Origin of the sequence: Halomonas gemina, assembly GCF_023554995.1 — a bacterium.
In the GTDB taxonomy this organism is placed as follows: domain Bacteria; phylum Pseudomonadota; class Gammaproteobacteria; order Pseudomonadales; family Halomonadaceae; genus Halomonas; species Halomonas gemina.
In genome coordinates this window covers 211993-238561 of the sequence record NZ_JAMJPK010000006.1, presented here as the reverse complement: position 1 = coordinate 238561, position 26569 = coordinate 211993, and the positions used below count along the sequence as shown (strand labels likewise).

Genomic DNA, 26569 nt, shown 5'->3' with positions numbered 1-26569 from the left:
TGCATCACGCGCATGCCGGCTCTCTCGATCCCGGGGCCTCGTGCCACAGACGGGGAGATCTCGGGAAACGACATGCGGATGATACCGGTCCTCAACGCCGCTGCTTTGTCGGCTCGCTGTCCGCGGCAGGCCCCGCCGTAGACGAGACTAGCCTAGCAACGGCGGCGCGGCTCGCGCCAGTTCGACTTTCCGACGGACGCAGCGTCCTGTCAACGCAAATCCGATCAAACGTCCGTCCTCGGCCTCGGCCAGGGCCGTCAGGTCACCGCCCTCCCCCTCGAGGCGCCAGCGTGACGGGGGACGCGCCGGCGGAAGGGCCACCACCGGCAACAGGGGGGTCTTGACCAGCACCGGCCAGGGGCCATAGGTCACCGCGGTGGGGGTACCGGTCAGGGTGCGGGCCAGGGCCCTGGCGCTGGCCAGCAGCGGCTGCACGTACATGGCATTGACGCCATCGACGCAGGCCGCATCGCCCAGGGCATGGATGCCGGGCACCGAGGTGGCCAGGTGCCGGTCGGCGTGGATGCCCGCCTCGCTGACCTCGAGCCCGGCCGACTCGGCCAGGACGCTACGCGGCCGCAGCCCCGTGGCCACCAGCACCAGATCGGCCGCCAGCGAGGCGCCACCGTCCAGTTCCAGGCCGACACAGGCACCCTCGGCCCCCAGGGCCACCAGCTGGCGTCCGCTGTGCAGCACCATCCCGGCCTCCCGGAAGGCCTCGCCCAGGGCGCGTCCCAGGGGCTCCGGCACCAGGCGCGGCAGGGGCGCGGGCTCCGGGGCGACCAGCTCGACGGCGTGGCCGCCGGCGGTGAGGTCGTTGGCGAACTCGCAACCCACCAGGCCCATGCCGATGACCGCCACGCGCGCCGGCCGGCCCAGCGCCTCCAGGGCCGCATGGAAGGCGCGGTAGTCGTCCAGGTCATTGATGCTGAACACCCGGTCGGCCACGGCGTCGGGCACCGCGAAGGGGTGCACCGGGGAGGCGCCGGTGGCCAGCACCAGCTCGCTCCAGGGCAGGGTCTCGGTGCCGAGGGTCAGGGTGCGCTCCACCGGGTCGATGGCCTCCACCCGCGTGTGGGTGCGCACCACGACGCCGAGGTCGTCGGCAACCTCCAGGGCCGAACGTGCCGCCAGGCGCTGCGGCGGCAGGCGCTTGGCGAACCCGGTGGAGAGCAGCGGCTTGGAATAGTCATCGCCGCTGTCGGCGGTGATCAGCGTCACCGGTCGCGTCGGGTCCTGCGCGCGCAGCTGGCGCAGCAGGCCCAGGCCCGCCATGCCGGAGCCGATGATGGTCAGGGGTGCAGCCATGGCAATCCTTCCTGCAGGGGCCGTCGAGATCAGGTGATGGCGGCCGGCCACCATAAGAGTTCAAATTCGCCATGGTACACTAGCCGCCCCCGAAATCGACGCGGAGAGAGACGGTGAGCAACGGCCCGGGAAGCGATCCCCGCTGGCGCCCCCTGGCGGCGGCACGCCCTGCCATGAGCGCCGCCTGGTGGCAGTGGGTCGCCTCCCGCGACTCGCTCACCGCAAGGCTGGTCAGCGCCGGCGGACAGCGGGCCTTCCGGGTCCGGCTGCTGGACCAGCGCCTCGGTCGGCCGCGTCGCGACGAGGCGCTGGCCCTGGGCCTGCCACCGGCCCGCCATGCCTGGCTGCGCGAGGTGGCACTGTGCCTGGACGAGCGCCCCTGGGTGGTCGCCCGCTCGGTGGTGCCGCTCTCCGGGCTGCACGGCCAGCGGCTCGACCGCCTGGGCGAACGCTCGCTCGGCAGCTGGCTGTTCCGCCAGCCGGACCTTGAGCGCGGCCCCCTCGAGGTCAGTGCCGACCCGGCCCCCTTCCATGCCGCCTCGGGCCCCTGGGCGCGCCGCTCGCTGTTCCGCCACCGGCGCTTCGCCGTGCTGGTCCAGGAGTTCTTCCTCGACCGCATGGCGGATGACCTCGGGCTGCCTTCGCGCTAGGCTCCCGTGCAGCCTAACTGGATATGACGAGGACGAGATGGACCGATCCCTGATGCACCCCAGGGGCCTGGCCCGGGTGCCCGACTTCCTGCACCTGACGAGGCTGGACCGCCCCATCGGCACCTGGCTGCTGATGTGGCCCACCCTCTGGGCCCTGTGGGTCGCCGCCGAGGGCATACCCGGCCGCAAGGTGCTGCTGATCTTCGTCGCCGGGGTCTACCTGATGCGTGCCGCCGGCTGCGTGGTCAACGACTACGCCGACCGCCACTTCGACGGCCACGTCAAGCGCACCCGAAACCGCCCCCTGGCCACCGGGCGGATCAGCGAGGGCGAGGCCCAGGCGCTGTTCCTGATGCTGGTGATGGCCGCCTTCGTGCTGGTCTGGTTCACCAACCTCTTCACGGTGATGCTCTCGGTGGTGGGGGTGATCCTGGCCTTCATCTACCCCTTCATGAAGCGCTACACCCATCTGCCCCAGGCCTTCCTCGGCGCGGCCTTCTCCTGGGCGATCCCCATGGCCTTCGGTGCTGTGCTGGGCACGCTGCCCCCGGTGGCCTGGCTGCTGTTCGCCGCCAACGTGGCCTGGACGGTGGCCTACGACACCGAGTACGCCATGGTCGACCGCGACGACGACCTGAAGATCGGCATCAAGTCCACCGCGGTGCTGTTCGGCCGCGCCGACCGGCTGATGATCGGCCTGCTGCAGGGCCTGACCCTGGGGCTGCTGGCCTGGGCCGGCGGACTGCTGGCGCTGGGGGGCTTCTTCTGGCTGGGGCTGGCCGCCATGGCGGCGACCTTCGTGCACCAGCAGTTCCTGATCCGCGAGCGGGACCGGGACCGCTGCTTCCAGGCCTTCCTCAACAACCACTGGTCGGGCCTGCTGGTCTTCGCCGGCATCGCGCTCTCCCTGTGGCCGGCGGTGAACGGCGGCTGATAGAGCGACAGGCAGGAGCTGTCACGCTATTGTCATCATGACGTGCTGTCATCGTCATCGATCTGTCATTGACCACGAGGCTCCGGGATGACCGCCAAGACCGTACTGATCGTCGATGATGAGGCGCCGATCCGCGAGATGATCGCGGTGGCGCTGGAGATGGCCGACTATCGCGTCCTCGAGGCGGACAATGCCCAGGATGCCCACGCCATGGTGGTCGACCACCAGCCCGACCTGGTGCTGCTCGACTGGATGATGCCCGGGACCAGCGGCATCGAGCTAGCCCGTCGCCTCAAGCGCGAGGAGGCCACCGCCGAGCTGCCGATCATCATGCTCACCGCCAAGGGCGAGGAGGACAACAAGATCCAGGGGCTCGAGGCCGGGGCCGACGACTACATCACCAAGCCCTTCTCGCCGCGGGAGCTGGTGGCGCGCCTCAAGGCGGTGCTGCGCCGTGCCACGCCGCGGGGCATCGAGGACCCGGTGGAGGTCGGCGGGCTGCTGCTCGACCCGGTCAGCCACCGGGTCAGCGTCGATGGCCGCTCGCTGGAGATGGGGCCCACCGAGTACCGCCTGCTGCAGTTCTTCATGACCCACCAGGAGCGCGCCTACACCCGCGGGCAGCTGCTCGACCAGGTGTGGGGCGGCAATGTCTATGTCGAGGAGCGTACCGTGGACGTGCATATCCGCCGCCTGCGCAAGGCGCTGGGCGAACCCCATCACCAGCTGATCCAGACCGTGCGTGGCACCGGCTACCGGTTCTCCGCCAAGGGCTGACGTGGGGCGGCTCTGGCGACGCGAGTTCTGGCGACTGGCGACCCTGGTCGCCATCGGGGCCCTGGTCGGCTGGCCCCTCTCCGCCACGGTGGCCGGCATCGCCGCCGGCCTGCTGCTATGCCTGGCCTTCCACCTGCGCCAGCTGCATGCCCTCTACCAGTGGCTCACCCTGCGCCCCCAGGAGGAGCCCCCCGCCGCCAGCGGCCTGTGGGGCGAGCTGTTCGACCGCCTCTACCGCTACCAGAAGAGCCAGCGCCTCACCCAGCAGCGGCTGCGGGCCACGCTGCAGCGCATCCAGGAGTCCTCCGAGGCGATGCGCGACAGCGTGGTGATGCTCGACCGCCACGGCGACCTGGAGTGGTGGAACAGCGCCGCCGAGCGGATGCTCGGCCTCAAGCCCCAGCTCGACCGCGGCCAGCACATCACCAACCTGCTGCGTGACCCGCGCTTCGTCGATTACTTCCATGGCCGCGACTATCGCGAGCCGCTGACCCTGCCCTCACCCATCGACGAGAGACTGATCCTGCAGTTCCAGATCACCCTCTACGGCGACGACGAGCGCCTGGTGATGGCCCGGGACATCACCCGGCTGCATCGCCTGGAGCAGATGCGTCGGGACTTCGTGGCCAACGTCTCCCACGAGCTGCGCACTCCGCTGACCGTGCTGGCCGGCTACCTGGAGACCTATGGCGACATGGCCGGCCAGCTGCCGCCGCGACTGGGCCGCAGCCTGTCGCAGATGAAGGCCCAGACCGACCGCATGCAGAACCTGGTCAACGACCTGCTGCTGCTGTCGCGGCTGGAGATCGACCGGGGCGGGCGCGATGACGCCCCGCTGGCGATGGACACGCTGCTCGCGGCCGTGCAGAGCGACGCCGCGGCGCTCTCCGCCGGTCGCCAGTCGATCGCGGTGGAGGTCGAGGAGTCCCGCCTCCTGGTCGGCAGCGAGCAGGAGATCCGCAGTGCGCTCTCCAATCTGGCCTTCAATGCCGTGCGCTATGCCGGGGAGGGGCGCCATATCGTGCTGCGCTGGCGCCCCCATGGCGAGGGCGCCTGCCTGGAGGTGGAGGACGACGGTGAAGGCATCGACCCGGTGCATATCCCGCGCCTGACAGAGCGCTTCTACCGGGTCGACAAGGGGCGCAGCACCGCCACCGGCGGCACCGGCCTGGGGCTCGCCATCGTCAAGCACGTGCTGCTGCGCCACGATGCCCGGCTGGAGATCGACTCCCACCCCGGCCGCGGCGCCACCTTCCGCTGCCTCTTCCCCGCCGAGCGCCTGCGCGAGACGGCCGAGAGCGCTCAGCGCGCCTGAGGCGGCCCGCCGGGCGCCACGTCGGCCTCGATGCCGCGGTAATGGCGCTCCCACATCAGCACCGCCGCGGCCACGGCGCCGGGCAGCAGGAAGAGGTTGGCCAGGGGGATCCAGGTAATCAGGGTCACCCAGCCGCCGTAGGTGAGGGTCGGCCACCAGCGCGCCCTCAGCCGGCGCCGCATGTCGCGGAAGCTGACCTTGTTGTTGTCCATGGGGTAGTCGAGGTAGGTGATCGCCATGATCCAGGCCGAGAAGGCCGCCCACAGCAGCGGCGCCACCAGGTTGAGCACCGGGATCCAGCTGAGCACGAAGAGCAGCGCCATGCGCGGCAGGATATAGCCCAGCTTGACCAGCTCGCGCCCCATGGCATCCACCGCCGTCTTCGCCAGGCCGCGGTCGTCCAGCGGGGGGCGCCCGGTCGCCTCCACCTCCACCCGGGCGGCCAGGAAGCCGTAGAAGGGCGCGGCGATCAGGTGGGTCACCAGGGTGAAGGTGAAGAAGACGATCAGCACCAGGCTGACCACGAAGAGCGGCCAGATCAGCCAGGAGAGCCAGTCCAGCCAGCCGGGGACCATGGCCATCCAGCCATCCAGCCAGCCGCCGAAGTGGCCCAGCACGTACCAGAGCATGGCCGTATAGACCAGCAGGTTGACCAGTATCGGCAGGAACACGTAGCGCCGCAGGCCGCGGGAGTAGACCAGGCGGGTCCCGCGGGTCAGCGCCGTCAAGGCATCGAGCATCCGTCACGTCCTCATGTCACGCAGCAGGCCGCCGCCCGATGGGGCGGCGGCCTGCGTCATTGACGGCCAATCGTGGTGAACCGTCAACCCTTGCACCGTTACACTGCGCGACAAGAGGCGCCGGGGACAGGTCGGAGAGGGGGTCCTACGCCATGGATGGCGTCGGTAGCGCCCAGGGAAGGGTTCACAGCGCCCCCTCGCAGACCTGCCCCCGGAACAGCCTCGAGCTTTCTGGTCAGCGGCGAAGGACCTAACCCTTGCGGGTGATCGCCTGCTCGTCGAGGTCGTCCGGGTCAGTGTGGCGGATATCCAGCCCCTTCACCAAGTAGACCACGTACTCGGCGAGGTTGTTGGCATGGTCGCCGATGCGTTCCAGGGCGCGCAGGATCCACATCAGGCTGAGGATGGGGGAGATCGAACGGGCATCCTCCATCATGAAGGTCATCAGCGAGCGCATGGCGCTGCGGTACTCGTTGTCCACCTCCTCGTCCTCGTGCACCAGCTTGAGTGCCAGCTCGGTGTCGAGGCGGGCGAAGGAGGTCAGGGCGTCGCGCACCATGCGCCGCACGTGCTCGCTGATCACCCGCACCTCGACGAAGCCGCGGTTGCCGTTGTTGGCGTCGATCAGCTCGATGGCATTGCGGGCGATCTTGCTCGCCTCGTCGCCGATCCGTTCCAGGTCGGAGGCCGCGCGGATCACCGCCAGCACCAGGCGCAGGTCCGAGGCGGTGGGCTGGCGCCTTGCCAGCACCTGGGTGCTCTCCTCGTCGATCTTGATCTGCATGTCGTTGACCGCGCGATCGTTGTCGACCACGCGCTGGCCCAGTTCGGAGTCGCTCTCGAGCAGGGCCGCCACGGCGTCCTGCACCTGCTTCTCGACCAGTCCCCCCATCGCCATCAGGTGGGTCTTGAGCTCCTCGAGCTCCTGGTTGAACTGCCGGGAGATATGCTGGCTGTGGATATCGCTGGTAATGTCCATGGGACCTCTCCTTGGGGCCGGCCGTCAGGCCATGCGCCCGGTGATGTAGTTCTCGGTACGCCGCAGGCGCGGGTGTGTGAACAGGGTGTCGGTGGGGCCATACTCCACCAGTTCGCCGTCCTGCAGGAAGGCGGTGTAGTCGGAGACCCGGGCCGCCTGCTGCATGTTGTGGGTGACCAGCACCAGGGTCAGGTGCGACTTCAGGTTGCCGATCAGCTCCTCGATCTTCAGCGTGGAGATGGGGTCGAGCGCCGAGGCCGGCTCGTCGAGCAGCAGCACCTCGGGCCCCACCGCCAGGGTCCGGGCGATCACTAGGCGCTGCTGCTGGCCCCCGGAGAGCGACCAGGCCGAAGCGCGCAGCCGGTCCTTCACCTCATCCCATAGCGCCGCCGAACGCAGCGCCCACTCGATGATGTCGTCGCGCTTGCGCTTGCTCAGCCCGCCCTGCAGGCGCAGGCCAAAGGCCACGTTGTCGTGGATCGACATGGGGAAGGGGTTAGGCGCCTGGAACACCATCCCCACCCGCCGACGCAGTTCCGCCACCGCCACCCCGGGCGCATGGATCTCCTCGCCCTCGAATAGCACCTCGCCCGTGCGCACCACCTCGTCATTGAGGTCGTGGAGGCGATTGAGCACCCGCAGCAGGGTCGACTTGCCGCAGCCGGAGGGCCCGATAAAGGCCGTCACTCGGTGGCGCGGGATGCGCAGCGTCAGGTTGCGCAGCGCCGGCTTATCCCCGTAGGCGAGGCTCAGCCCCCGGATGGCCAGGCTGCTGGCCTCGGGGGAAAAGTCGATGACCGCCGCCGGGTCGGACGACGGGCGCTGGTCCTGGACGAATGGCATCGAGGCTCCCGGGTGGCGCGACGGTAGTGGGCTCATCGGCGGGTGAGCGCCCCGTGACGCATACTGAGATGATGACGCAGAAATATTGCAGTCAGGTTAAGCACCAGGATCACCAGCACCAGCAGCAGCGCCGTGGCATAGACCAGCGGCATCGCCGCCTGGACATCGCCGCCGTGGAAGGCCGCATCGAAGATGTGGTAGCCGAGGTGCATGAACTTCCTGTCAAGATGCAGGAAGGGGAAGTCGCCGTCCACCGGCACCTGGGGCGCCAGCTTGGCCACGCCCACCAGCATCAGCGGCGCGACCTCGCCGGCGGCGCGGGCCACGGCCAGGATCACCCCGGTGAGCATGGCCGGCGCGGCCATGGGCAACACCACCCGGGTGAGCATCTCCAGCCGGGTGGCCCCCAGCGCCAGGGCGCCCTCGCGCTGCTGGTCGGGGATTCGCGCCAGCCCCTCCTCGGTGGCCACGATCACCACCGGCAGGGTCAGCAGGGCCAGGGTCAGCGAGGCCCACAACAGGCCGCCGGTGCCGAAGGTCGGCGAGGGCAGGGTCGCGTCGAAGAACCACTCGTCCAGGGTGCCGCCGATGCCGTAGACGAACACCCCCAGGCCGAAGACGCCATAGACGATGGAGGGCACCCCGGCGAGGTTGCGCACGGCGATCCGCACCAGGCGCGTCAGCCGCCCCTGATGGGCCACCTCGTTGAGGTAGATGGCCGCCAGCACCCCGAAGGGCGTCACCAGGAGCGACATCAGCATCACCATCAGCACGGTGCCGAAGATCGCCGGCCAGACGCCGCCGGCGGTATTGGCCGCCCGCGGGCCCTCCGAGAGGAAGCGCCACACGCCCTCACCCCAGGCGGCCAGCTTGTCGAGCGACGACATGGCATTGGGACGCCGCGCCCGCAGTATCTGCTCCAGCGCTACCACCAGGCGCTCCCCCTCGGCGGTCGCCAGGGTCAGCCGCCCCCCCTCCATGGCCGCCTGCAGCTCGCGCAGCCGGGCATTGGCCGCGGCCAGCTCGGGATCCACGCCGGCCCCCTCCGCGAGGGCCCGGACCCGCGGCAGGATGACCTCGTCGCGCAGGGTGTCGCGGGCCCGGCGCAGCGAGGCCAGCTCGGCCAGCCGCGCCTCGAGGGCCGCCCAGGCAGCCTCGCCCTCGAGGCGCTCTCCGGTCGCGCTCTCCAGCACGGTGAGCCGGCCGATCGCTTCCCCCCAGCGTCGGCGTTCCAGCACCACCAGGTCGGGCGGATGGCTGACCGCGGCGATGGCCGACACCGCCACCCACGCCCAGCGGGCGCCATCCAGGTCACGGTTGCCGGTCCGGTAGAGCCGCTCATGCCCCTCTCCCTCCGGCAGCGGGACCTCGCGGACCCGCTCGCCGGCGAGCTGTCGGCCATCGTCGAGCGTCACCAGGGCGACGGGAGCGGGCCAGAAGTGTCCCAGGCCGCGAACCGCCAGCAGCGCCAGCAGCGCCAGCAGCGCCAGCAGCGAGAGCGCCACGCTACCTGCCGCCAGCCAGTCGCCGGGACCCTCGCCCCGGGGCAGGCGCGCCCGTGAGCCGGGAACCGGCCTCATGCCCCGCCCCCCAGGCGCCGGTAGCGCCGTCGCAGGCGGCTGCGCACCAGCTCGGCCAGGGTATTGACCAGGAAGGTGAAGATGAAGAGCAGCAGGGCCGCCAGCAGCAGCAGCCGATAGTGCGGGCCCTCGGGGCCCGCCTCCGGCAGCTCGATGGCGATGGTGGCCGCCAGGGAGCGCAGCCCGTCCAGGGGGTTCCAGGTCATCAGGGCCGTGTTGCCGCTGGCCATCAGCACGATCATGGTCTCGCCCACGGCTCGTCCGGCGCCGATCATCACCGCCGAGAAGATCCCGGGGGACGCCGCCGGCAGCACCACCCGCCACAGGGTCTGCCAGCGGGTCGCCCCCAGTGCCTGGGCGCCCTCCGCGAGGCTTCGCGGTACACTCGAGAGGGCATCCTCGGCCAATGCGTAGACGCTGGGCATCACCGCAAAGCCCATGGCCATGCCGACGATCATGGCGTTGCGCACGGCGACATCGAGCCCCAGGTGAACCTCCAGCCAGCGGCGCAGGTCACCGCCGAACGCCCAGGCCTCGAGCCAGGGCGAGAGCGCGTGCGAGGCGGCCAGCAGCAGCAGCAGCCAGGGCAGCAGCCACAGCCCCGCCCAGCCCAGCGGCAGCGCCTGCTGCAGGCGCGGAGGCAGGCGCGACCAGAGGCCACCCGCCAGCAGCAGGCCGGGCACCAGCAGCACCAGCATGGCCAGCACGTCCGCCAGGTGGCGCTCCACCCAGGGGGCGAGCACCAGGCCAGCGACGAAGCCGATCACCACCCCGGGCAACGCCTCCATCAGCTCCAGCGTCGGCTTGAGGCGGCTGCGCAGGCGTGGCGACATGTACAGGGCCGAGTGGGCGGCCGCGCCCAGGGCCAGGGGCACGGCGATCAGCAGGGCCCAGGCCGCCGCCTCCAGGGTGCCCCAGGCCAGGGGCACCAGGCTGATCCGGGCCGGCTCGTCCGTCCCCAGGGTGGCGGTGGGGTCCCAGCGAAAGCGGACCGAGTCATCTGCTCCCTCCAGGGGCAGCCAGAGCGCCTGGGGGCTGACCGCCTGCGTCGCACCGGAGGGCCAGAACAGCGGCACCACCTCGACCACCAGGAAGACGCCGATGGCCAGCAGCGCGGCGATCACCCCGATGCCGCCCGCGGTGACCAGGACGGTGGCCAGGCGATCGCGCCCCTGACGCAGGCGGCGTCGAACGGAGGGCGGGGAGGAGGAGTCGGGCATGACCAGGCCTGCGCGAAACGGGGGCTAGCGGAATCGTACGACAGAGTGATGACAGGGAGATGACAGCATCAGGGGTCCGCCTCGCCCAGCGCCAGCCTCTGTCGCTGATGCTGCCGCCTCGCCTCGGGCAGGGCCACGAAACCCAGCTCCTCGACGATCGCCTGCCCGGCCGGGGACAGCACCAGGTCGAGGAAGGCCCGCTCGGGGGCCGGCAGCGACTCGCCGGGGGGCAGGTTGAGATAGAGGTAGAGGTCGCGGGAAAGCGCATAGTCGCCGCGCCGCACCGCCTCGGGGTCGGGGAAGTGGCGCGTCCCCTCGGCATCGCGGCGCGCCAGGGCCTTGACGCCCGGCGTGAGGTGGTTGAGCCCGGCATAGCCGATGGCCCGCGGGTCCTCCGCCACCGCTGACACCACCGCGGCGGACCCCGGGTGCTCGTTGACCTCGGGACGGAAGTGGCCGTCACACAGCGCAATCCGCCGGAACAGCCCCTGGGTGCCGGACGCCGCATTGCGACCATGCAGGCGGATGCGCCCCTCCGGCCTGTCGAGGCCCAGCTGTTGCCAGCGGCGGATCCCCTCGCTCGCCCCGCAGCGCCGTGAGTCGGAAAAGATGGCATCCAGCTCGCGCCTCCCCAGGCTCTCGAGCGGGTTGTGGCGATGGACCACGACCACCAGGGCATCCCGGGCCACCGCCAGCTCCCGCGGCGGATAGCCATGGCGCTCGATGAAGGTCCGACGCTCGGCCTCGTTCATGGGCCGGGACATGGGCCCCAGCCGGGTGGTACCGGACACCAGGGCCGGCGGCGCGCTGGCCGACCCGCTGGCCTGCAGCTGCAGGCGGATGCCGGGATGCTGGCGGGTCAGCGCCTCACCCCAGCGCAGCATCAGCTCCGCCATGGTATCGGAACCCACGGTGCCCAGGCTCCCGGCAATCTCCTCTGTCTGGGCCTGGGCATGAGGCGCCCAGAGCATGACCAGCAGCAACCAGGGAGTCAGGCAACGACGCAGGGCGGCAGACATCTCAGCTTCCTCGATGAAGGGGTGAACCGGGCCGGCAGTGGGGCATCGTGTCGCAATGGTGGTGAACCCATGGCCTCGCCGTATACCATGGCGAGCTGATAAACGCCCCACAACAACAACCCGAGTCGCTCAGGCTTTCATGACAGACATCGACGATATTCCCGCCCCCCAGGGTCGGCTGACCCTCAAGCTGCTGGCCAGTCGCCAGGATACCAACCTGCACGGCGACATTCCCGGTGGCTGGCTGATCGCCCGCATGGACCAGGCCGCCGAGGTGGCCGCCGGCTGCGAGGCCCGGGGGCGCACGGCCACCGTGGCCATCGAGGCCATGGACTTCCTCTGCCCGGTGCGGGTGGGCTCGATGGTCAACATCTTCACCCGGGTCAGCGAGATCGGCCACAGCTCGATCAAGATCGACGTGGAGGTGTGGATCCGTGCCCCCCATGAACGCGACCCCGACGAGTTGCACAAGGTCACCGAGGCCCGCTTCGTTATGGTGGCCCTGGACGACAACGGGCGAATCCGTGCCGCCCGAGAGGGCGACTGATGCCGTGCCCCGTGCCAGTTCCGGAGCGAGAATGGGCGCCCCCCAGGGGCGCCCATGGCAGGATGGCGAGAGAGGCCGGGCCTCAGACGCCGACCTTCTCCCGGGTCTTCAGGTAGGCGAATTCGCCCACGTCGGTGAAGCGCCGTACCTTCTGCTGGAAGGCGGTGTAGGAGTCGTAGACCTTCCGCGACTCCTCGTCGGCCTCCACCTGCTTCTGGAGCACCTCCTGGGAGGAGGCGTAGAGCGCCTCCAGTACCTCCTCCGGGAAGGCGCGCAGTTCCACGCCATGCTCGCTGACCAGGGTATCGAGCGCCTCGGCATTACGCACCGCGAACTCGCTGATCATCGCCAGGTTGGAAGCCATGGCCGCCTCGCTGACCACCGCCTTGAGGTCGTCGGGCAAGGCGTTCCAGGCCTCCAGGTTGACCGTGCCCTCGAGGATGGCACTGGGCTCGTTCCAGGCCGAGGTGTAGTAGTACTTGGCCACCTGGTGCAGGCCGAAGGCCAGGTCGTTGTAGGGGCCGACCCAGTCGGCGGCATCCAGCACGCCGGTCTGCAGGGAGGTGAAGATCTCGGAGCCCGGGGTGTTTACGGTGGTCACGCCGATGCCGTTCATGGCCTCGCCGGCCAGTCCCGGCAGGCGCAGCTTGAGGCCCTGCATATCCTCCAGCGAGTTGATCTCCTTCTTGAACCAGCCGGCCATCTGGGTGCCGGTATTGCCCACCGGGAAGGGCTTGAGGTTGTGCTTGGCGTACACCTCGTCCCACAGCTCAAGGCCACCGCCATGGTAGAGCCAGGCGTTGGTCTCGGTGGTATTCATGCCGAAGGGCACGGCGGTGAAGAACTGGGAGGCCAGGGTCTTGCCACGCCAGTAGTAGGAGGCGGAGTGGCCCATCTGGGCGGTACCCTCGCCCACCGCGTCGAACACCTCCATGGCGGGCACCAGTTCACCCGCGCCGTGCACGCGGACCTTCATGCGGCCGCCCGAGAGGCGCTCGATACGCGCGGCGAAATCGTTGGCCCCGGTGCCCAGTGCCGGGAAGTTCTTGGGCCAGGAGGTCACCATGTCCCAGGTGATGGTCTCCTGCGCACTGGCCGTGGAGATGAAGGGGGCGGCGGCGCCGGCGGCGGCACCGGCGCCCAGGGTCTTGAGGCTATTCTTTAGAAAGAGGCGACGTTGCATGCGAGCGTGACTCCAGGATGATTATTGTTCCCGCTGTGATCGCGGGATAAGGCGTGTCCGCTCAAGAGTATGCGTCAAGGCCGAATTGCCCGGCAAGTGCCTGCAGCTGACGTCAACGTCAACGAAAATCAGAGCGGCGTCAGCTTGGCGAAGCCCAGCACCAGCCACTTGTCGCCCTCGCCCTCGAAGCTGACCTGGACCCGGGCGCGCTCGCCCTCGCCCTCGGCGTTGAGGATCACCCCCTCGCCGAACACCGGATGGCTGACCCGCTGGCCCAGCGAGAGCGACGGCAGTTCAGCGCCCCCATCGACCGAGGTCTGCCGCGAGAGCCCCACGGCCGGGCGGCCGGCGGTCACCGGCCGGGAGATCTGGCCGCGCAGCCGCACCTCCTCGAGGTGCTCCTCGGGGAGCTCGCGCAGGAAGCGCGAGGCGCGCTGGAAGGTCTCCTTGCCGTGCAGACGCCGCAGCTCGGCATGAGTCAGGTAGAGCTTGCGCATGGCACGGGTCAGGCCCACATAGCAGAGCCGCCGCTCCTCCTCCAGGCGACCCGGCTCCTCCATGGACATCTTGTGCGGGAACAGGCCCTCCTCGACCCCGGCGATGAACACCACCGGGAACTCCAGGCCCTTGGCCGAGTGTAGGGTCATCAGTTGCACGCAGTCCTCGAACTCGTCGGCCTCGTGGTCACCGGCGTTGAGCGCAGCCTCGGAGAGGAAGGCCTCCAGGGCCACCGCCCCCTCGCCGGCCTCGGGGGGCTCGAAGGTCTCGCCCTGGGTGAAGGCCTTGGCGGCGGTGACCAGCTCCTCGAGGTTCTCGACCCGGGCCTGCCCCTTCTCGCCCTTCTCGCTGCGGTGGTGCTCGATCAGGCCGCTGCGCTCGATCACATGGTCGATGATCTCGTGGAGCGCCAGGCCGGCGGTGTCGTTGTCGAGCCCCTCGATCAACTCGGCGAAGGCCCGCACCGACGTGGCCGCCCGCCCCTTGAGCGAGGCATCCAGCAGGGCGTCGTGCAGCGCCTGCCACAGCGAGACCTCGGTCTGCCGGGCGCGGGTGCGCAGCACCTCCACGGTGCGGGTACCGATGCCTCGGGCCGGGACGTTGATCACCCGCTCCAGGGAGGCGTCATCGTCGCGGTTGAGCAGCAGCCGCAGGTAGGCCAGGGCGTTCTTGATCTCCAGGCGCTCGTAGAAGCGCTGGCCACCGTAGATGCGGTAGGGCACGCCCTGGCGGATCAGGGTCTCCTCCAGCACCCGGGACTGGGCGTTGGAGCGGTAGAGGATGGCGATCTCGCGCCGGTTGGTGCCCTCCTCGACCTTCTCGCGAATGGTGTCGACGATAAAACGCGCCTCGTCCAGGTCGTTGAAGCCCGAGTAGACGGAGATCGGCTCGCCCCTGGCACCCTCGGTCCACAGCTCCTTGCCCATGCGCTCGCTGTTGTGGCGGATCAGGGCATTGGCGGCATCGAGGATGGCGCTGGTGGAGCGGTAATTCTGCTCCAGGCGCACGGTCTTCGCGCCAGGAAACTCCTGCTCGAAGCGCCGGATGTTCTCGATGCGCGCCCCGCGCCAGCCGTAGATCGACTGGTCGTCGTCGCCCACCACGGTCATCGGGGTCTGCATGCCGGTGAGCAGCTTGAGCCAGGCATACTGCAGGGTATTGGTGTCCTGGAACTCGTCGACCAGCACATGGCCGAAGCGCTGCTGGTAGTGGGCCAGCAGCTCGGGGTTGTCACGCAACAGCTCAAGGCTGCGCAGCAGCAACTCGCCGAAGTCCACCAGGCCGCCGCGCTCGCAGGTCAGCTGGTAGCGCTCATAGAGCTCGACCATCTGGGCCAGATAGGCATCGCCGTGGACATCGACCTGGTGGGGGCGCAGCCCCTCCTCCTTGCAGCCAGAGATGAACGATTGCACCTGGCGCGGCGGGAAGCGCTCGTCGTCGATGCGATGGTCCTTGAGCAGCCGCTTGACCAGCCGCAACTGGTCGTCGCTGTCGATGATCTGGAAGTGCTGGGGCAGCCGTGCATCCTGCCAGTGGGTGCGCAGCAGGCGGTGGGCGATGGAGTGGAAGGTGCCCACCCAGACATTGCGCAGCGAGATGCCCAGCAGCGCCTCCAGGCGGGTGCGCATCTCGCGGGCCGCCTTGTTGGTGAAGGTCACGGCGAGCACCGCGTAGGGCGAGAGGCCCTCGGCCTGCATCAGCCAGGCGATGCGATGTACCAGCACCCGGGTCTTGCCGGACCCGGCCCCGGCCAGCACCAGCATGTTGCCCTGGGGCGCACTGACGGCCTCGCGCTGGGCCGGGTTCATGTGGTCAAGAATCGCCGTGACGTCGTCCATGGGGAAGGCATCGCTGCTCGGAAAGTGGGCCGACAGCTTAGCATAGGGGCAAGGGGCAAGGGGCAAGGGGCAAGGGGCAAGGGGCAAGGGGCAAGGGGCAAGGGGCAAGGGGCAAGGGGCAAGGGGCAAGGGGCAAGGGGCAAGGGGCAAGGGGCAAGGCAGTATCCATCCCTGGCTGCAAGCCACAAGGGATTTTCCTTTTCGCTTGCCCCTTGAACCTTTAGTTGGCCGAAGGCCATGAGTTTCCTTGTAGCTCGCTCCTTGTAGCTTGTAGCTGCCCGAAGGGCGCTTGTAGCTGGCCGAAGGCCTAGGGCTTGCCCTCCTGCTCCGGGAAGCGCAGCGGGTTGAGGCTCTTCTTCACTTCGCGGAGCTGCTCGGCGAGCTTCGGGCCGCGGGTCTTGGCCACGCCCACCGCCAGCACGTCGACCAGCACCAGATGGGCGATGCGCGAGCTCATCGGGGTATAGATCTCGGTGTCCTCGTGGACGTCGATGTAGAGCGGCAGGGTGACTTCCTCGGCCAGCGGAGAGCCGCTGGGGCAGAGCCCGATCACCGTGGCGCCGGCCTCCCGGGCGAGGCGCACGCTGGCCACCAGCGCCCGGGTGCGGCCGGTCTGGGAGATCGCCACCACCACGTCGCCCTCATTCAGGGTCACCGCCGACATGTTCTGCATGTGCGGGTCGGCGTAGGCCGCGGTGGAGATCTGCAGGCGGAAGAACTTGTGCTGGGCATCGAAGGCCACGGCGCCGGAGGCGCCGAAGCCGTAGAACTCCACCCGGTTGGCCATGGCCAGGGCATTGATCGCCTGGCTCAGGGCCTCGTTGTCGAGCCGGTCGCGCACCGAGAGCAGAGTGCCCACGGTGGAGTCGAAGATGCTCTGGGAGAATTCCGCCACCGAGTCGCTGTCGTTCATCGAGAACTGGGCGAACTGGCTGCCCGAGGCCAGCATCTGCGCCAGCTGGAGCTTGAAGTCCTGGAAGCCGTTGCATCCCAGGGCGCGGCAGAAGCGCACCACGGTGGGCTCGCTGACCTTGGCCTCGGTGGCCAGGTCGACGATGCGCATGTGGATCACTTCCTCGGGTTGGCGCAGCACGAAGCGCGCCACCTTCTGCTCGGAGCGGCGGAAGTGCTCCATGCGACGTCTCATCTCATCGAACAGGGCGCGGCTCACGCGGGACTCCTTGCGGGCTGGCCGTCCCGCGACGAGGGCGGAACGGCGGAACGATTGGCGGACTCATGCCCACAGTATGCCCCAAGCCGACGACCGATGCGCACTTCGGCACCCGCGTACGGCCAAGTGCCATCTCCTCCGGCGAGCGTTGGCACAGCGTTGTGCATTCGCAGCATGCGCCGTCATCATTCTGTCAAGTGATATATAGTAAGACATGCAGTGTCGCGAATCTTTCAGGAGAGTCGAACATGCGCAATGTCGAACGGATATCCTCCCTCAAGAGTGAACTTCTCGACATCTTCATGAGCATGGAAGTCGTCGAACACGAGCAGCGTTCACGCACCGCCGCCCAGCGCAACCTGCGCGCCCGGCGCGGTATCGAACTGCACAACGAATTCAAGCGACTGACTCGGGACATCGCCCCGCTGCCCGACGAGGAGCTGGCGGAAGACGAGATGCACTGACACCACATCACGCAACGAGCCCCGCCGGGGCGGGGCTCGCTGAGGGTTCAATGCGCCGAACCGTCCGGCGCTCGCGTCTCACAGGCTCGAGACGAAGACCAGGATCACGCCGATCGGCGCCACGAAGCGGGACACAACATGCCACAGCGTCGCCTGGCCGCCGGTCAGGTTCAGCTCGGCCACCACGCTGTCGCGGTCCAGCCGCCAGGCCACGAACAGGATGGCCCCGAGGCCGGTCAGCGGCAGCAGGAACTTGCTGGTGAAGGTGTCCAGCAGGTCGAAGACGTTCAGGCCCAGGATCAGGAAGCTGTCCCAGACGTTGAACGACATCAGCGCCGCGATACCCAACGCCCAGACTGCCACGCCGCCCACCAGGGTGGCCGCCACGCGGGAGAGCGGGGTGCGCTCCTCCATCAGCTCCACCACCGGCTCCAGCAGCGAGATCGCCGAGGTCAGGGCAGCGAAGGTCAGCAGCAGGAAGAACATCAGGCCGAGGATCATGCCTCCGGTCATGTTGCCGAAGGCCAGCGGCAGGGTGACGAAGATCAGGCCGGGTCCCTCCCCCGGGCTCAGGCCGTTGGCGAAGACGATGGGGAAGATGGCCAGGCCCGCCAGCAGGGCAATGGTGGTATCCAGGATGATCACCGTGCGGGCCGTGCCGATCAGGTTGACGTCCTCGCCCAGGTAGGAGCCGTAGGCCATCATGATGCCCATGCCCAGCGACAGGGTGAAGAAGGCCTGGCCCATGGCGGCCAGCACCACCTCGCCGGTGACCGCGCCCCAGTCGGGGCTGAACATGAAGGCCAGCGCCTCGCCGAAATGGCCGGTGGTCATGCCGTAACCCACCAGCACCAGCATCAGCACCACCAGGGCCGGCATCAGGGTGCGCACGGCGCCCTCCAGGCCCTTGGTGACGCCACGCGCCACGATCCAGATCACCAGCGCCATGAAGGCGGTGTGCCACAGGGTCAGGGCCACGGGGTTGCCCAGCAGGCCGCTGAAGATCTCGCCGACGCCATCGGCGTCCTGGCCGCTGAAGGCCCCGGTCACCGAGCCGAGGGTGTAGGAGAGCGACCAGCCACCGATCACGCTGTAGAAGGAGAGGATCAGGAAGGCGGCCAGCACCCCGCTGGCGCCGACCAGCGCCCAGGCGGGCAGTCGGCCGTTCTTGCGGGCCAGGTCGACCATGGAATTGATCGGGTTCTCCTGGCCACGGCGACCGATCAGCCATTCCGCCACCAGGATCGGCAGACCCACCAGGGCCACACAGGCCAGGTAGATGAGCACGAAGGCCGCGCCCCCGCTGTCACCCACCATGTAGGAAAAACGCCAGATATTGCCTAGCCCCACCGCCGAGCCGGTGGCTGCCAGAATGAAGGCCATCTTCGATGACCACTGTGCGTGGGAGAGTTTCGACATGTTTCACCCTGAGTGTACGTGTCGCCAACGGCCGATCCGGCGCGATGACGGCTTGTGCTTGTCATTGCCACGTCCAGGGCGCCATGGGTCACACGACGCCGTCCAGAGCATGACAGGATCCAGGCAGGATCGCTGCCGTGTCGCACTTCGCGCGTCCCGGGCCGGTGCGGCAAGGAACGGGAGATGCCCGGGTGCCCGATATTCGCAAGATCCACGCGGGTTGTACGCAGGATCCAGTCAATATCCATGGGGATTGGCACTCCGACCCATAAAACTATCCGATCAAACGCTTGGTGGCTAGACGCCATGGCGAGATTGCCCACCCCTCTTTAGGCGTAGACAACGAGCTAGAAAAGCGACGCCTGAGCTTCGCCTGCGAACGCCTCGAGGGGAGGGAGCGAACGGTGTTCACAAAGCCGCGAATACAGGCGACGCGCCAGCTGCGGTGCCCCGCGGTTGTCTGGGGTATGCACCATCAGGTAAGGGGTTTTCCCCTGATCTATCCACAGGATGAGGCGTTCGATCCAGGGCCTGAAACAGCGCTCGTTGAGGTCGCCGTCCAGGTGACCGATGAAGCGCACCAGCGGGCAGTCTCCCGTGGAAAGCACGTGTAATGGGACTCTCGGCTTCTCGGCCTGGGCGTGCTGGAGTCCCGGATGGCCGCCGGGAGCGGTGGCGAAGAGCGGGCGCACGTCGAGCATCACGCGGTTAGCGCCATAAGTTATCAACATTCGGTTGAGGGCCTGCTCGGCCCTCCCCTTGTGGAAAAATTCCCTATGACGCACTTCCACGGCACAGGGAATCCCTGCCGGCCAGCGTGCCAGCAGATGGTCCAGCCGAGGCAGCTCGTCGGGACCGAAATCCCGGGGCAGCTGGACCATCATCGGGCCGAGCCGGTCATGCAGCGGAGTGAGTGCCTCGAGGAAGCCGTCGAACGCCGCCTCGATGCCGACCAGGCGCCGCTCATGAGTCAGGCTCGCCGGCAGCTTGAAGCAGAAGCGAAAGCCCGGCGGCGCCTGGCGGGCCCAGGCCGCCACCGTCGCCTCCCGCGGAGCGCCGCTGTAGAAGGTGGTGTTGCCCTCCACGGTGGCGAACACCCGCGCGTAATCGGCGAGCCAGCCGTCGCTGCCGCCATGGGGCGGATAGAGGCCGCCGCGCCAGTCGGGATTGGCCCACATGGGCAGGCCCAGGTGAAGGCGCGGCGAGGTGTCGCGCGGACTCACTCCACGGTGACGGACTTGGCCAGGTTGCGTGGCTGGTCCACATCGGTGCCCTTGAGCACCGCCACGTGGTAGCTGAGCAGCTGCAGCGGCAGGGTATAGAGGATCGGCGCCAGTGCCTCGTGCACATGGGGCAGGCGCAGCACGTGCACGTGCTCCTCCTCGGCCAGCCCCACCTGCTCGTCGGCGAAGACGAAGAGCTCGCCGCCGCGGGCCCGCACCTCCTGGAGGTTGGACTTGAGCTTGTCGAGGAGCTCGTCGTTGGGTGCCACGGAGATGACCGGCATCTCGCTATCGACCAGCGCCAATGGGCCGTGCTTGAGCTCGCCCGCCGGGTAGGCCTCGGCGTGGATGTAGGAGATCTCCTTGAGCTTGAGCGCCCCCTCCAGGGCGATGGGGAAGTGGGTACCGCGACCCAGGAAGAGGGCATGGTGCTTCTCGGCGAAGGCCATGGAGAGCCGCTCGATGGCCGGGTCCAGCTCCAGCACCCGGGCCACCAGGCCGGGCAGCTCACGCAGCCCCTGGACCAGGCTAGCCTGCTCGGCCTCGGCCAGGCCTCGCACCCGGCCCAGCGCCAGGGTCAGCAGCATCAGGGCGGTGAGCTGGGTGGTGAAGGCCTTGGTGGAGGCCACGCCGATCTCGGGGCCGGCCTGGGTCATCAGGTTCAGGTCCGACTCGCGCACCAGGGAGCTGCCCGGCACGTTGCAGATCGCCAGGCTGGCCAGATAGCCGCGTTCCCGGGCGAAGCGCAGCGCCGCCAGGGTGTCGGCGGTCTCGCCGGACTGGGAGAGGGTCACGAAGAGGGTCCCCTCGGGTACCACCACCTGGCGATAGCGATACTCCGAGGCAACCTCCACCTGCACCGGCACGCCGGCATAGCGCTCGAGCCAATAGCGGGCCACCATGCCGGCATGGTAGCTGGTGCCGCAGGCGACGATATGGATCTGCCTGGCCTGCCGGAAGAGGGCCTCGGCCTCGGGGCCGAAGCTCTCCACCAGCACCGAGCGCTCGCCCAGGCGCCCTTCCAGGGCCGCGGCGATCACCATCGGCTGCTCATGGATCTCCTTGAGCATGAAGTGGCGATAGTCGCCCTTGCTGGCCGCCCCGTCGCCATGCTCGAAGGTCTGCACCTCGCGCTCGACCGCGCTGCCCCGGGCGTCGAACACCTCGATGCGCCCCCCGGCGGAGAGGCGCACCGCGTCACCCTCCTGAAGGTAGATGAAGCGGTCGGTGACCTGCAGCAGGGCTAGGGGGTCGGAGGCCAGGAAGGCCTCGTCGATGCCCACCCCCACCACCAGCGGGCTGCCCTTGCGGGCGCCGATGACGACGTCAGGTTCCTCGGCATGGATCACGCCCAGCGCATAGGCGCCGTCGAGCCGGGCCAGCACCCGCCGTACGGCGGTGAGCAGGTCGCCGGCCTGGCGGCTCTCCCGCTCCAGCAGGTGGGCGATCACCTCGGTATCTGTCTCGGAGGTGAAGGCGTAGCCCTCGGCCTCTAGCTCGCGTCGCAGGGCCTCATGGTTCTCGATGATGCCGTTGTGCACCACCGCCAGGCGCTCGCCGGACTGGTGGGGATGGGCATTCACCTCGCTGGGGCGGCCGTGGGTCGCCCAGCGGGTATGGGCGATCCCGCTATGTCCCGGCAGCGGCTCGGCGACCAGGCGCTCCTCCAGGGCCGCCACCTTGCCCAGGGCACGCCGCCGCCGCAGGCGACCCTGCGGGTCGAGCACCGCCATGCCGGCGGAGTCGTAGCCGCGGTACTCCAGGCGCTTGAGCCCCTCCAGCAGGATGCCCTGGACGTTGCGTTCGGCAACGGCACCGACGATTCCACACATATGAACTCTCCTCAGGGTTCCTGACGCTTGGTCGGCCGCGGCCAGTCGGCCTTGCTGACCTGGCGGCCCCGGGAGACGGCCAGGGCGTTGTCGGCGACATCCTTGCTGATGGTCGAGCCGGCGCCCACGGTGGCGCCGCGGCCGATGCTGACCGGCGCCACCAGGGCGGTGTTGGAGCCGATGAAGGCCTCGTCGCCGATCTCGGTACGGTGCTTGTTGACGCCATCATAGTTGCAGGTGATGGTGCCGGCGCCGACGTTGACGTCATGCCCCAGCCGGGCATCGCCCACATAGCTCAGGTGGTTGATCTTACTGCCCTCGCCCACCTCGACGTTCTTGGTCTCGACGAAGTTGCCGACCCGGGCGCCCACCGCCAGCCGCGAGCCGGGCCGCAGCCGGGCGAAGGGACCGATGCGATTGCGGCCGGCCACCACCGCGCCGTCGAGGACGCTGTGGGGTTCGATCACGCTCTCGGCGCCGACATGGCTGTCGCGGATCACGCAGTGGGGCCCGATGCGCACCCCCTCGCCCAGTTCCACCTCGCCCTCGAAGACACAGCCCACGTCGATCTCGACATCATGGCCGCAGGTCAGGTGGCCGCGCACGTCGAGGCGCGACGGGTCGGCCAGCGCCACCCCCTGCTCCATCAGCCGCTCGGCGATGTCGTGCTGGTGGGCGCGCTCCAGGCGGGCCATCTGGGCACGGTTGTTGACGCCCTCGACCTCCAGCGGACGCGCCGGCTGGGCGGTGGCGATCCTCACGCCCTCGGCGGCGGCCATGGCGATGATGTCGGTCAGGTAGTACTCGCCCTGGGCGTTGTCGGCGGAGAGACGCGGCAGCCAGCGCCGAAGCTGGGCGGCGGTCATGGCCATGATGCCGGTATTGCACTCGCGCACGGCTCGCTCGGTCTCGGAGGCATCCTTGTGCTCGACGATGGCCACCACCTCACCGGCCGCGTTGCGCAGGATGCGCCCGTAGCCCGCGGGATCCTCCAGGGTCACGGTGAGCAGGCCCAGGTGCCGCTCGTCGACATGGGCCAGCAGCTCGACCAGGGTCTCGCGGCGGATCAGCGGCACGTCGCCATAGAGCACCAGCACCCGGCCCTCGCCGAGTGCCTCCAGGGTCTGAGCCACGGCATGGCCGGTGCCTTTCTGCTCGGCCTGCAGGGCGAAGTGCACCCGGCAGTCGGCCAGCGCCTCGCGGACCAGCTCGGCCCCATGGCCGACCACCACATGGGTGCGCTCGGCCTCGAGCCCGCGAGCGGTGTCGATCACGTGACGCACCATCGGCTTGCCGGCCAGGCGGTGCAGCACCTTGGGCCGGGTCGAGCGCATGCGGGTTCCCTGCCCCGCTGCCAGTATCACCACGTCGAGCGTCATCATGACTCCTTGTGCTGGTTCATCTCATCCCGTCTATTCTAAGGGGCGTCCCGCCTCTGCCGCCATGTCTAGGCTATGTCCGAAAACTGGCTACGCTCGGCCATTCGGCGTTAAAAATCGACTCAAAGTACTCATTTACAACCCGTAAACTCCGTCTTTTCGGCGATTTTTGCCTTATCTGACCTTCGCTCGCCGACTTTTCTGACGAAGCCTAGGGGCGTCCTGCCTCCGCCGCCGCACCGGATGCCGGTCCATCGGATACGGTCACGCCGAGTTCGTCGACGACCTCGCGGCCGAAGTGGTCCACGAAGGCCGGGCTGGCGAGGCTTGTCCAGCCCTCGTCCTGGCGCACCAGCATCAGCACCGCGAGCGACCGCTCCAGGGCCAGCGCCATACCGGCTTCCTCGCCGAGCACCAGCAGCGCGGTGGCCCAGGCATCGGCCCAGGCGTCCGAGGGGTGGATGACGGTCACCGAAGCCAGGCGATGGTCGATGGGCCGGCCGGTGCGCGGGTCCAGGGTGTGGGAGTAGCGCTGGCCGTCATGTTCGAAGTAGTTGCGGTAGTCGCCGGAGGTGGCGACAGCGATATCCTCCAGGCCCAGCACGTGCTGGGCCTCTCGGGGGCCGTCCTGGGGGATCTCGACGCCGATGCGCCAGGGTGCGGACTCGGTGTCGCGATGGCCGCGCACCCTGACCTCGCCGCCGAGGTTGACCAGGTAGTGATCGAGTTCCTGCTGGGTCAGGTAGGCCGCCAGCCGGTCGGTGGCGTGCCCCTTGGCCACGCCGGAGAGGTCGACGAAGACATCGCGCAGGCGGCGCGCCTGGAACGCCCGCTCGTCGACCTCCAGGCTGCCGGGGCCGATCTCGGCCAGTCGGGCGGCCAGGGTGGCCTCGTCCGGTATCTCGCGGGGCCGCGCCTCGGGCCCGAAGCTCCACAGGTTGACCAGTCCGCCGATGGTCATGTCGAAGGCCCCGTCGCTGGCCTCGGCCACCGACTGGCCGATGGCCATCACCTCGATCAGCTCGTCGGAGAGCGGCTGCCACTTGCCCAGCGGCGCCTCGTTAAAGGCCATGAGCTCGGAATCCTCGCGCCAGGTGGACATGGCCGCATCGACCGCCTCGAGCTCGGCCTGGATGCCCTCCTCCAACTCATTGGCCTCACCCTGGGTCAGGGGGTCGGCGATGGTCACCTGGTAGAATGTGCCGAAGGTCTCCCCCTCCAGGGTCACCGGCGACTCCAGCGGCCGGTCGCGTTCGGAACAGCCCGCCAGCAGGGTAATCAGCAGGAGCAGCCACAGGGGACGCCACACGCTCATGACGGGGAACCTCCGAATAGCCAGATCAGGGCCACACCCAGCACCAGGCGATAGACCACGAAGGGCTGCATGCCGATGCGCTTGATGAAGACCAGGAAGAAGTGGATGCAGAGATAGGCGCTGATGCCCGAGAGGAGCGCCCCCATGATCAGGGCGCCCCAGTCCACCGGTCCGGGAGCGCCGGCGAGTCCCAGGATCTCCAGGCCACCGGCCAGCACGATCACCGGGATCGACAGCAGGAAGGAGAAGCGCGCCGCGCCCTCCCGATTCAGGCCCAGCAGCAGCCCGGCGGTCATGGTGATGCCGGAACGGGAAGTTCCCGGGATCAGCGCCAGGGCCTGGGCCAGGCCGATCCAGAGGGCATCCTGCCAGCTCAGGTGGTACTCGTTTCGCGAGCCGCGGCGGTGCCAGTCGGCGTAGGCGAGCAACAGGCCGAACCCGATCAGGCCGCCGGCGATGACCAGCGGCGAGCGCATGACGACCTCGATGGTGTCCTGGAAGGCCAGCCCGGCGAGCCCCACCGGGATGGTGGCGAGGATCACCCACCAGGCCAGTCGCGCGTCCTCGTCACAGCCCCGGCCCGCCACGCTACGACACCAGCTGGCGGTCATCCCGGCCAGCTCATGGCGGAAGTAGAGCACCACCGCGCTCAGGCTGCCGATGTGCAGGGCGACGTCGAAGGCCAGGCCCTGATCGTCCCAGTCGGTCAAGACCGGCACCAGGATCAGATGGGCGGAGCTGGAGATCGGCAGGAACTCGGTCAAACCCTGAACGATCGAGAGGACGAAGATCTGTAGCCAGTCCATGAAACGGTCCATGTGGGTGGAGGACGCCGGCATCTCGGCGGAAGCAGAGGATACACATCCTCGGCCCGGCTGTCCGCCGTCAGGGGCTCAGACTCCCGACAGCATGGCGGTGGCAAAGCCGAAGTAGATCACCACCCCCGAGGCATCGATCACGGTAGTCACCAGCGGCGCCGAGGCGGTGGCCGGGTCCCAGCCGAGGCGGTCGAGCACGAAGGGCAGGCACATGCCCAGCAGGCTGCCGAACAGCACGATACAGATCATGCTCACCGCCACCACCATCGCCACCGCCTCGCCGCCGCGGATCACCCCGATGGGTGCCACGGCCAGCGCCATGGTCAGCCCCAGGGAGCCGGCCACCAGCAGCTCGCGTCCCAGCAGCTTGCCCCAGTCCTTGACGCCCACGTCGCCGGTGGCCATGCCGCGCACCATCAGGGTGGCGGCCTGGGCACCGGCGTTGCCGCCGCTGCCAATCAGCAGCGGCAGGAAGAACACCAGCGCCACCTGGGCGGCGATGGTCTCCTCGAAGTAGGCGATGCCGGCCCCGGAGAAGAGGTTGCCGAACACCAGCAGTACCAGCCAGGTGACCCGCTTGCGATAGAGGCTCCATAGCGGCACCCGGCTGACCCCGTCCTCCAGCGCACCGATGGACATCCCCTTGTGGATATCCTCGGTGGCCTCGGACTCGACCACGTCCATGGCGTCGTCATGGGTGACGATACCCACCAGGCGACGGTCGGCGTCGACCACCGGCAGGGCCAGCAGGTCGTAGCGGGCGACGGTCCGTGCCACCTCCTCCTGGGCCTCGTCCACGCTGGCGCTGATCACGTCCTTGATCATCAGTTCGTCGATCAGCGCCCCGGGGCGCGCCACCATCAGCTGGCGCAGCGACAGGGTGCCGGCCAAGCGCCCCTCGGGGTCGATGATATAGAGCTGGTAGACCGTCTCGGCATCCGGGGCCGTCTGCCGCACCCGCATCAGGGCACGGGAGACGGTCATCCCCGTCGGGATGGCCACGTAGTCCGCGGTCATGATCGCCCCGGCGGTGCCCTCCTCGTAGCTGGCCAGCCGCTTGAGCTCCTCGCGCTCGCGGTGGGCCATGCGACGCAGCAGGGCCTCGCGCCGATCCTCGTCCAGCACCTTGAACAGGTCGGTCCGCTCGTCGGAGCCCATCTCCTCGAGCAGCAGCAGCAGCGCCTTGTCCTCCATCGCCTCGGCGACCGCCCGCTGCTCCTCGCCGGGCAGGTAGCCCAGCACGTTGGCACGCCGCTCGAGGGGCAGGCCATCGAGCAGGGCCAGGGCCACCGGCAGGCCCTCCTCGTCCTCGCCCAGGGCGTTCTCGACGATCTCGCCGATGTCCGCCGAACGCAGCTCGCGCAGCAGCATGCCGAGTCGATCGCCGTCCTCCTCCTCCAGGGCGGTCATCAGCGCCGCACGGTGCGGCTGCAGGGTGTCATCGAGGGACATGGCTATCCTCCTGTGAACGCCGTGTCGTCAGCCGGGGCCGCCAGAGACGACAACGCCCCCCGGAC

At 68.9% G+C, this 26569-nt stretch carries 23 protein-coding genes; 6 read left to right on the top strand and 17 right to left on the bottom strand.

Annotation, left to right across the window (positions count from 1 at the left end):
- Nucleotides 1–147: 147 nt before the first annotated feature.
- Nucleotides 148–1308 (bottom strand): NAD(P)/FAD-dependent oxidoreductase, encoded by a 1161-nt coding sequence (locus M8009_RS14475; protein ID WP_250062421.1) that lies wholly within the window; start codon nt 1306–1308, stop codon nt 148–150.
- A gap of 173 nt (nt 1309–1481) precedes the next feature.
- Here M8009_RS14475 and M8009_RS14470 point away from each other — a divergent pair, with 173 nt between their 5' ends.
- The 4 genes from M8009_RS14470 (at nt 1482) to phoR (ending at nt 4984) form a co-directional block, all read left to right on the top strand.
- Nucleotides 1482–1958, top strand: coding sequence for a chorismate--pyruvate lyase family protein (locus M8009_RS14470; RefSeq protein ID WP_250062643.1), 477 nt, complete (start codon nt 1482–1484; stop codon nt 1956–1958).
- A 37-nt stretch (nt 1959–1995) separates the two neighbouring features.
- Nucleotides 1996–2892, top strand: a complete 897-nt coding sequence (gene ubiA / locus M8009_RS14465; protein ID WP_250062419.1) for a 4-hydroxybenzoate octaprenyltransferase — start codon at nt 1996–1998, stop codon at nt 2890–2892.
- Between the two features lie 87 nt (nt 2893–2979).
- Complete coding sequence (gene phoB / locus M8009_RS14460) at nt 2980–3669, top strand: phosphate regulon transcriptional regulator PhoB (protein ID WP_106229634.1); 690 nt, start codon at nt 2980–2982, stop codon at nt 3667–3669.
- 1 nt (nt 3670) lies between these two features.
- Nucleotides 3671–4984, top strand: coding sequence for a phosphate regulon sensor histidine kinase PhoR (phoR, locus tag M8009_RS14455; protein ID WP_250062417.1), 1314 nt, complete (start codon nt 3671–3673; stop codon nt 4982–4984).
- On the opposite strand, the gene cysZ is transcribed toward phoR, so the two are convergent.
- From cysZ to M8009_RS14425, 6 genes are all read right to left on the bottom strand, one after another.
- Nucleotides 4972–5724 (bottom strand): sulfate transporter CysZ, encoded by a 753-nt coding sequence (cysZ, locus tag M8009_RS14450; RefSeq protein WP_250062415.1) that lies wholly within the window; start codon nt 5722–5724, stop codon nt 4972–4974. The genes phoR and cysZ overlap by 13 nt on opposite strands.
- A gap of 250 nt (nt 5725–5974) precedes the next feature.
- A complete protein-coding gene (gene phoU / locus M8009_RS14445; protein ID WP_250062413.1) occupies nt 5975–6703 on the bottom strand; it encodes a phosphate signaling complex protein PhoU in 729 nt (242 codons plus the stop codon).
- A gap of 24 nt (nt 6704–6727) precedes the next feature.
- The gene (gene pstB, locus M8009_RS14440) at nt 6728–7546 is read right to left on the bottom strand and encodes a phosphate ABC transporter ATP-binding protein PstB (protein ID WP_250062411.1); all 819 of its coding nucleotides are present in this window, start codon (nt 7544–7546) and stop codon (nt 6728–6730) included.
- A gap of 32 nt (nt 7547–7578) precedes the next feature.
- On the bottom strand, nt 7579–9126 hold the full coding sequence (gene pstA, locus M8009_RS14435) for a phosphate ABC transporter permease PstA (protein WP_250062409.1): 1548 nt from the start codon (nt 9124–9126) through the stop codon (nt 7579–7581).
- On the bottom strand, nt 9123–10346 hold the full coding sequence (locus tag M8009_RS14430) for an ABC transporter permease subunit (protein ID WP_250062407.1): 1224 nt from the start codon (nt 10344–10346) through the stop codon (nt 9123–9125). The genes pstA and M8009_RS14430 overlap by 4 nt, the downstream gene beginning before the upstream one ends.
- Nucleotides 10347–10414: 68 nt before the next feature.
- Complete coding sequence (locus M8009_RS14425) at nt 10415–11365, bottom strand: phosphate ABC transporter substrate-binding protein (protein WP_250062405.1); 951 nt, start codon at nt 11363–11365, stop codon at nt 10415–10417.
- A 139-nt stretch (nt 11366–11504) separates the two neighbouring features.
- Between M8009_RS14425 and M8009_RS14420 the strand changes: the two genes are divergently transcribed.
- The gene (locus M8009_RS14420; RefSeq protein WP_250062403.1) at nt 11505–11912 is read left to right on the top strand and encodes an acyl-CoA thioesterase; all 408 of its coding nucleotides are present in this window, start codon (nt 11505–11507) and stop codon (nt 11910–11912) included.
- An 82-nt stretch (nt 11913–11994) separates the two neighbouring features.
- Here M8009_RS14420 and M8009_RS14415 read toward each other — a convergent pair whose 3' ends face one another.
- The 3 genes from M8009_RS14415 to hexR form a co-directional block, all read right to left on the bottom strand.
- Complete coding sequence (locus tag M8009_RS14415; protein WP_250062401.1) at nt 11995–13095, bottom strand: TRAP transporter substrate-binding protein; 1101 nt, start codon at nt 13093–13095, stop codon at nt 11995–11997.
- Nucleotides 13096–13223: 128 nt separating this feature from the next.
- Entirely contained in the window at nt 13224–15431 is a 2208-nt protein-coding gene (gene uvrD / locus M8009_RS14410; protein ID WP_250062399.1) for a DNA helicase II, read from the bottom strand.
- A gap of 307 nt (nt 15432–15738) precedes the next feature.
- Nucleotides 15739–16602, bottom strand: a complete 864-nt coding sequence (hexR, locus tag M8009_RS14405) for a transcriptional regulator HexR (RefSeq protein ID WP_250062397.1) — start codon at nt 16600–16602, stop codon at nt 15739–15741.
- A 248-nt stretch (nt 16603–16850) separates the two neighbouring features.
- Here hexR and M8009_RS14400 point away from each other — a divergent pair, with 248 nt between their 5' ends.
- Entirely contained in the window at nt 16851–17066 is a 216-nt protein-coding gene (locus tag M8009_RS14400) for a PA3496 family putative envelope integrity protein (protein WP_250062394.1), read from the top strand.
- A 78-nt stretch (nt 17067–17144) separates the two neighbouring features.
- On the opposite strand, the gene M8009_RS14395 is transcribed toward M8009_RS14400, so the two are convergent.
- The 7 genes from M8009_RS14395 to mgtE form a co-directional block, all read right to left on the bottom strand.
- Nucleotides 17145–18485, bottom strand: coding sequence for a sodium-dependent transporter (locus M8009_RS14395; protein ID WP_250062393.1), 1341 nt, complete (start codon nt 18483–18485; stop codon nt 17145–17147).
- 347 nt (nt 18486–18832) lie between these two features.
- Nucleotides 18833–19708 carry a DUF72 domain-containing protein gene (locus M8009_RS14390; RefSeq protein WP_488592968.1) on the bottom strand — a complete coding sequence of 292 codons (876 nt, stop codon included), beginning with the start codon at nt 19706–19708 and terminating at the stop codon, nt 18833–18835.
- Nucleotides 19705–21540, bottom strand: a complete 1836-nt coding sequence (glmS, locus tag M8009_RS14385) for a glutamine--fructose-6-phosphate transaminase (isomerizing) (protein WP_250062391.1) — start codon at nt 21538–21540, stop codon at nt 19705–19707. The genes M8009_RS14390 and glmS overlap by 4 nt, the downstream gene beginning before the upstream one ends.
- Nucleotides 21541–21551: 11 nt before the next feature.
- On the bottom strand, nt 21552–22919 hold the full coding sequence (glmU, locus tag M8009_RS14380; RefSeq protein WP_250062639.1) for a bifunctional UDP-N-acetylglucosamine diphosphorylase/glucosamine-1-phosphate N-acetyltransferase GlmU: 1368 nt from the start codon (nt 22917–22919) through the stop codon (nt 21552–21554).
- 211 nt (nt 22920–23130) lie between these two features.
- The gene (locus tag M8009_RS14375) at nt 23131–24234 is read right to left on the bottom strand and encodes an FAD:protein FMN transferase (RefSeq protein ID WP_250062389.1); all 1104 of its coding nucleotides are present in this window, start codon (nt 24232–24234) and stop codon (nt 23131–23133) included.
- Nucleotides 24231–25040, bottom strand: a complete 810-nt coding sequence (locus tag M8009_RS14370) for an undecaprenyl-diphosphate phosphatase (RefSeq protein ID WP_250062387.1) — start codon at nt 25038–25040, stop codon at nt 24231–24233. Before M8009_RS14370 ends, M8009_RS14375 begins: the two co-directional genes overlap by 4 nt.
- An 87-nt stretch (nt 25041–25127) precedes the next feature.
- Nucleotides 25128–26504, bottom strand: coding sequence for a magnesium transporter (gene mgtE, locus M8009_RS14365; protein WP_250062385.1), 1377 nt, complete (start codon nt 26502–26504; stop codon nt 25128–25130).
- Nucleotides 26505–26569: the final 65 nt, after the last annotated feature.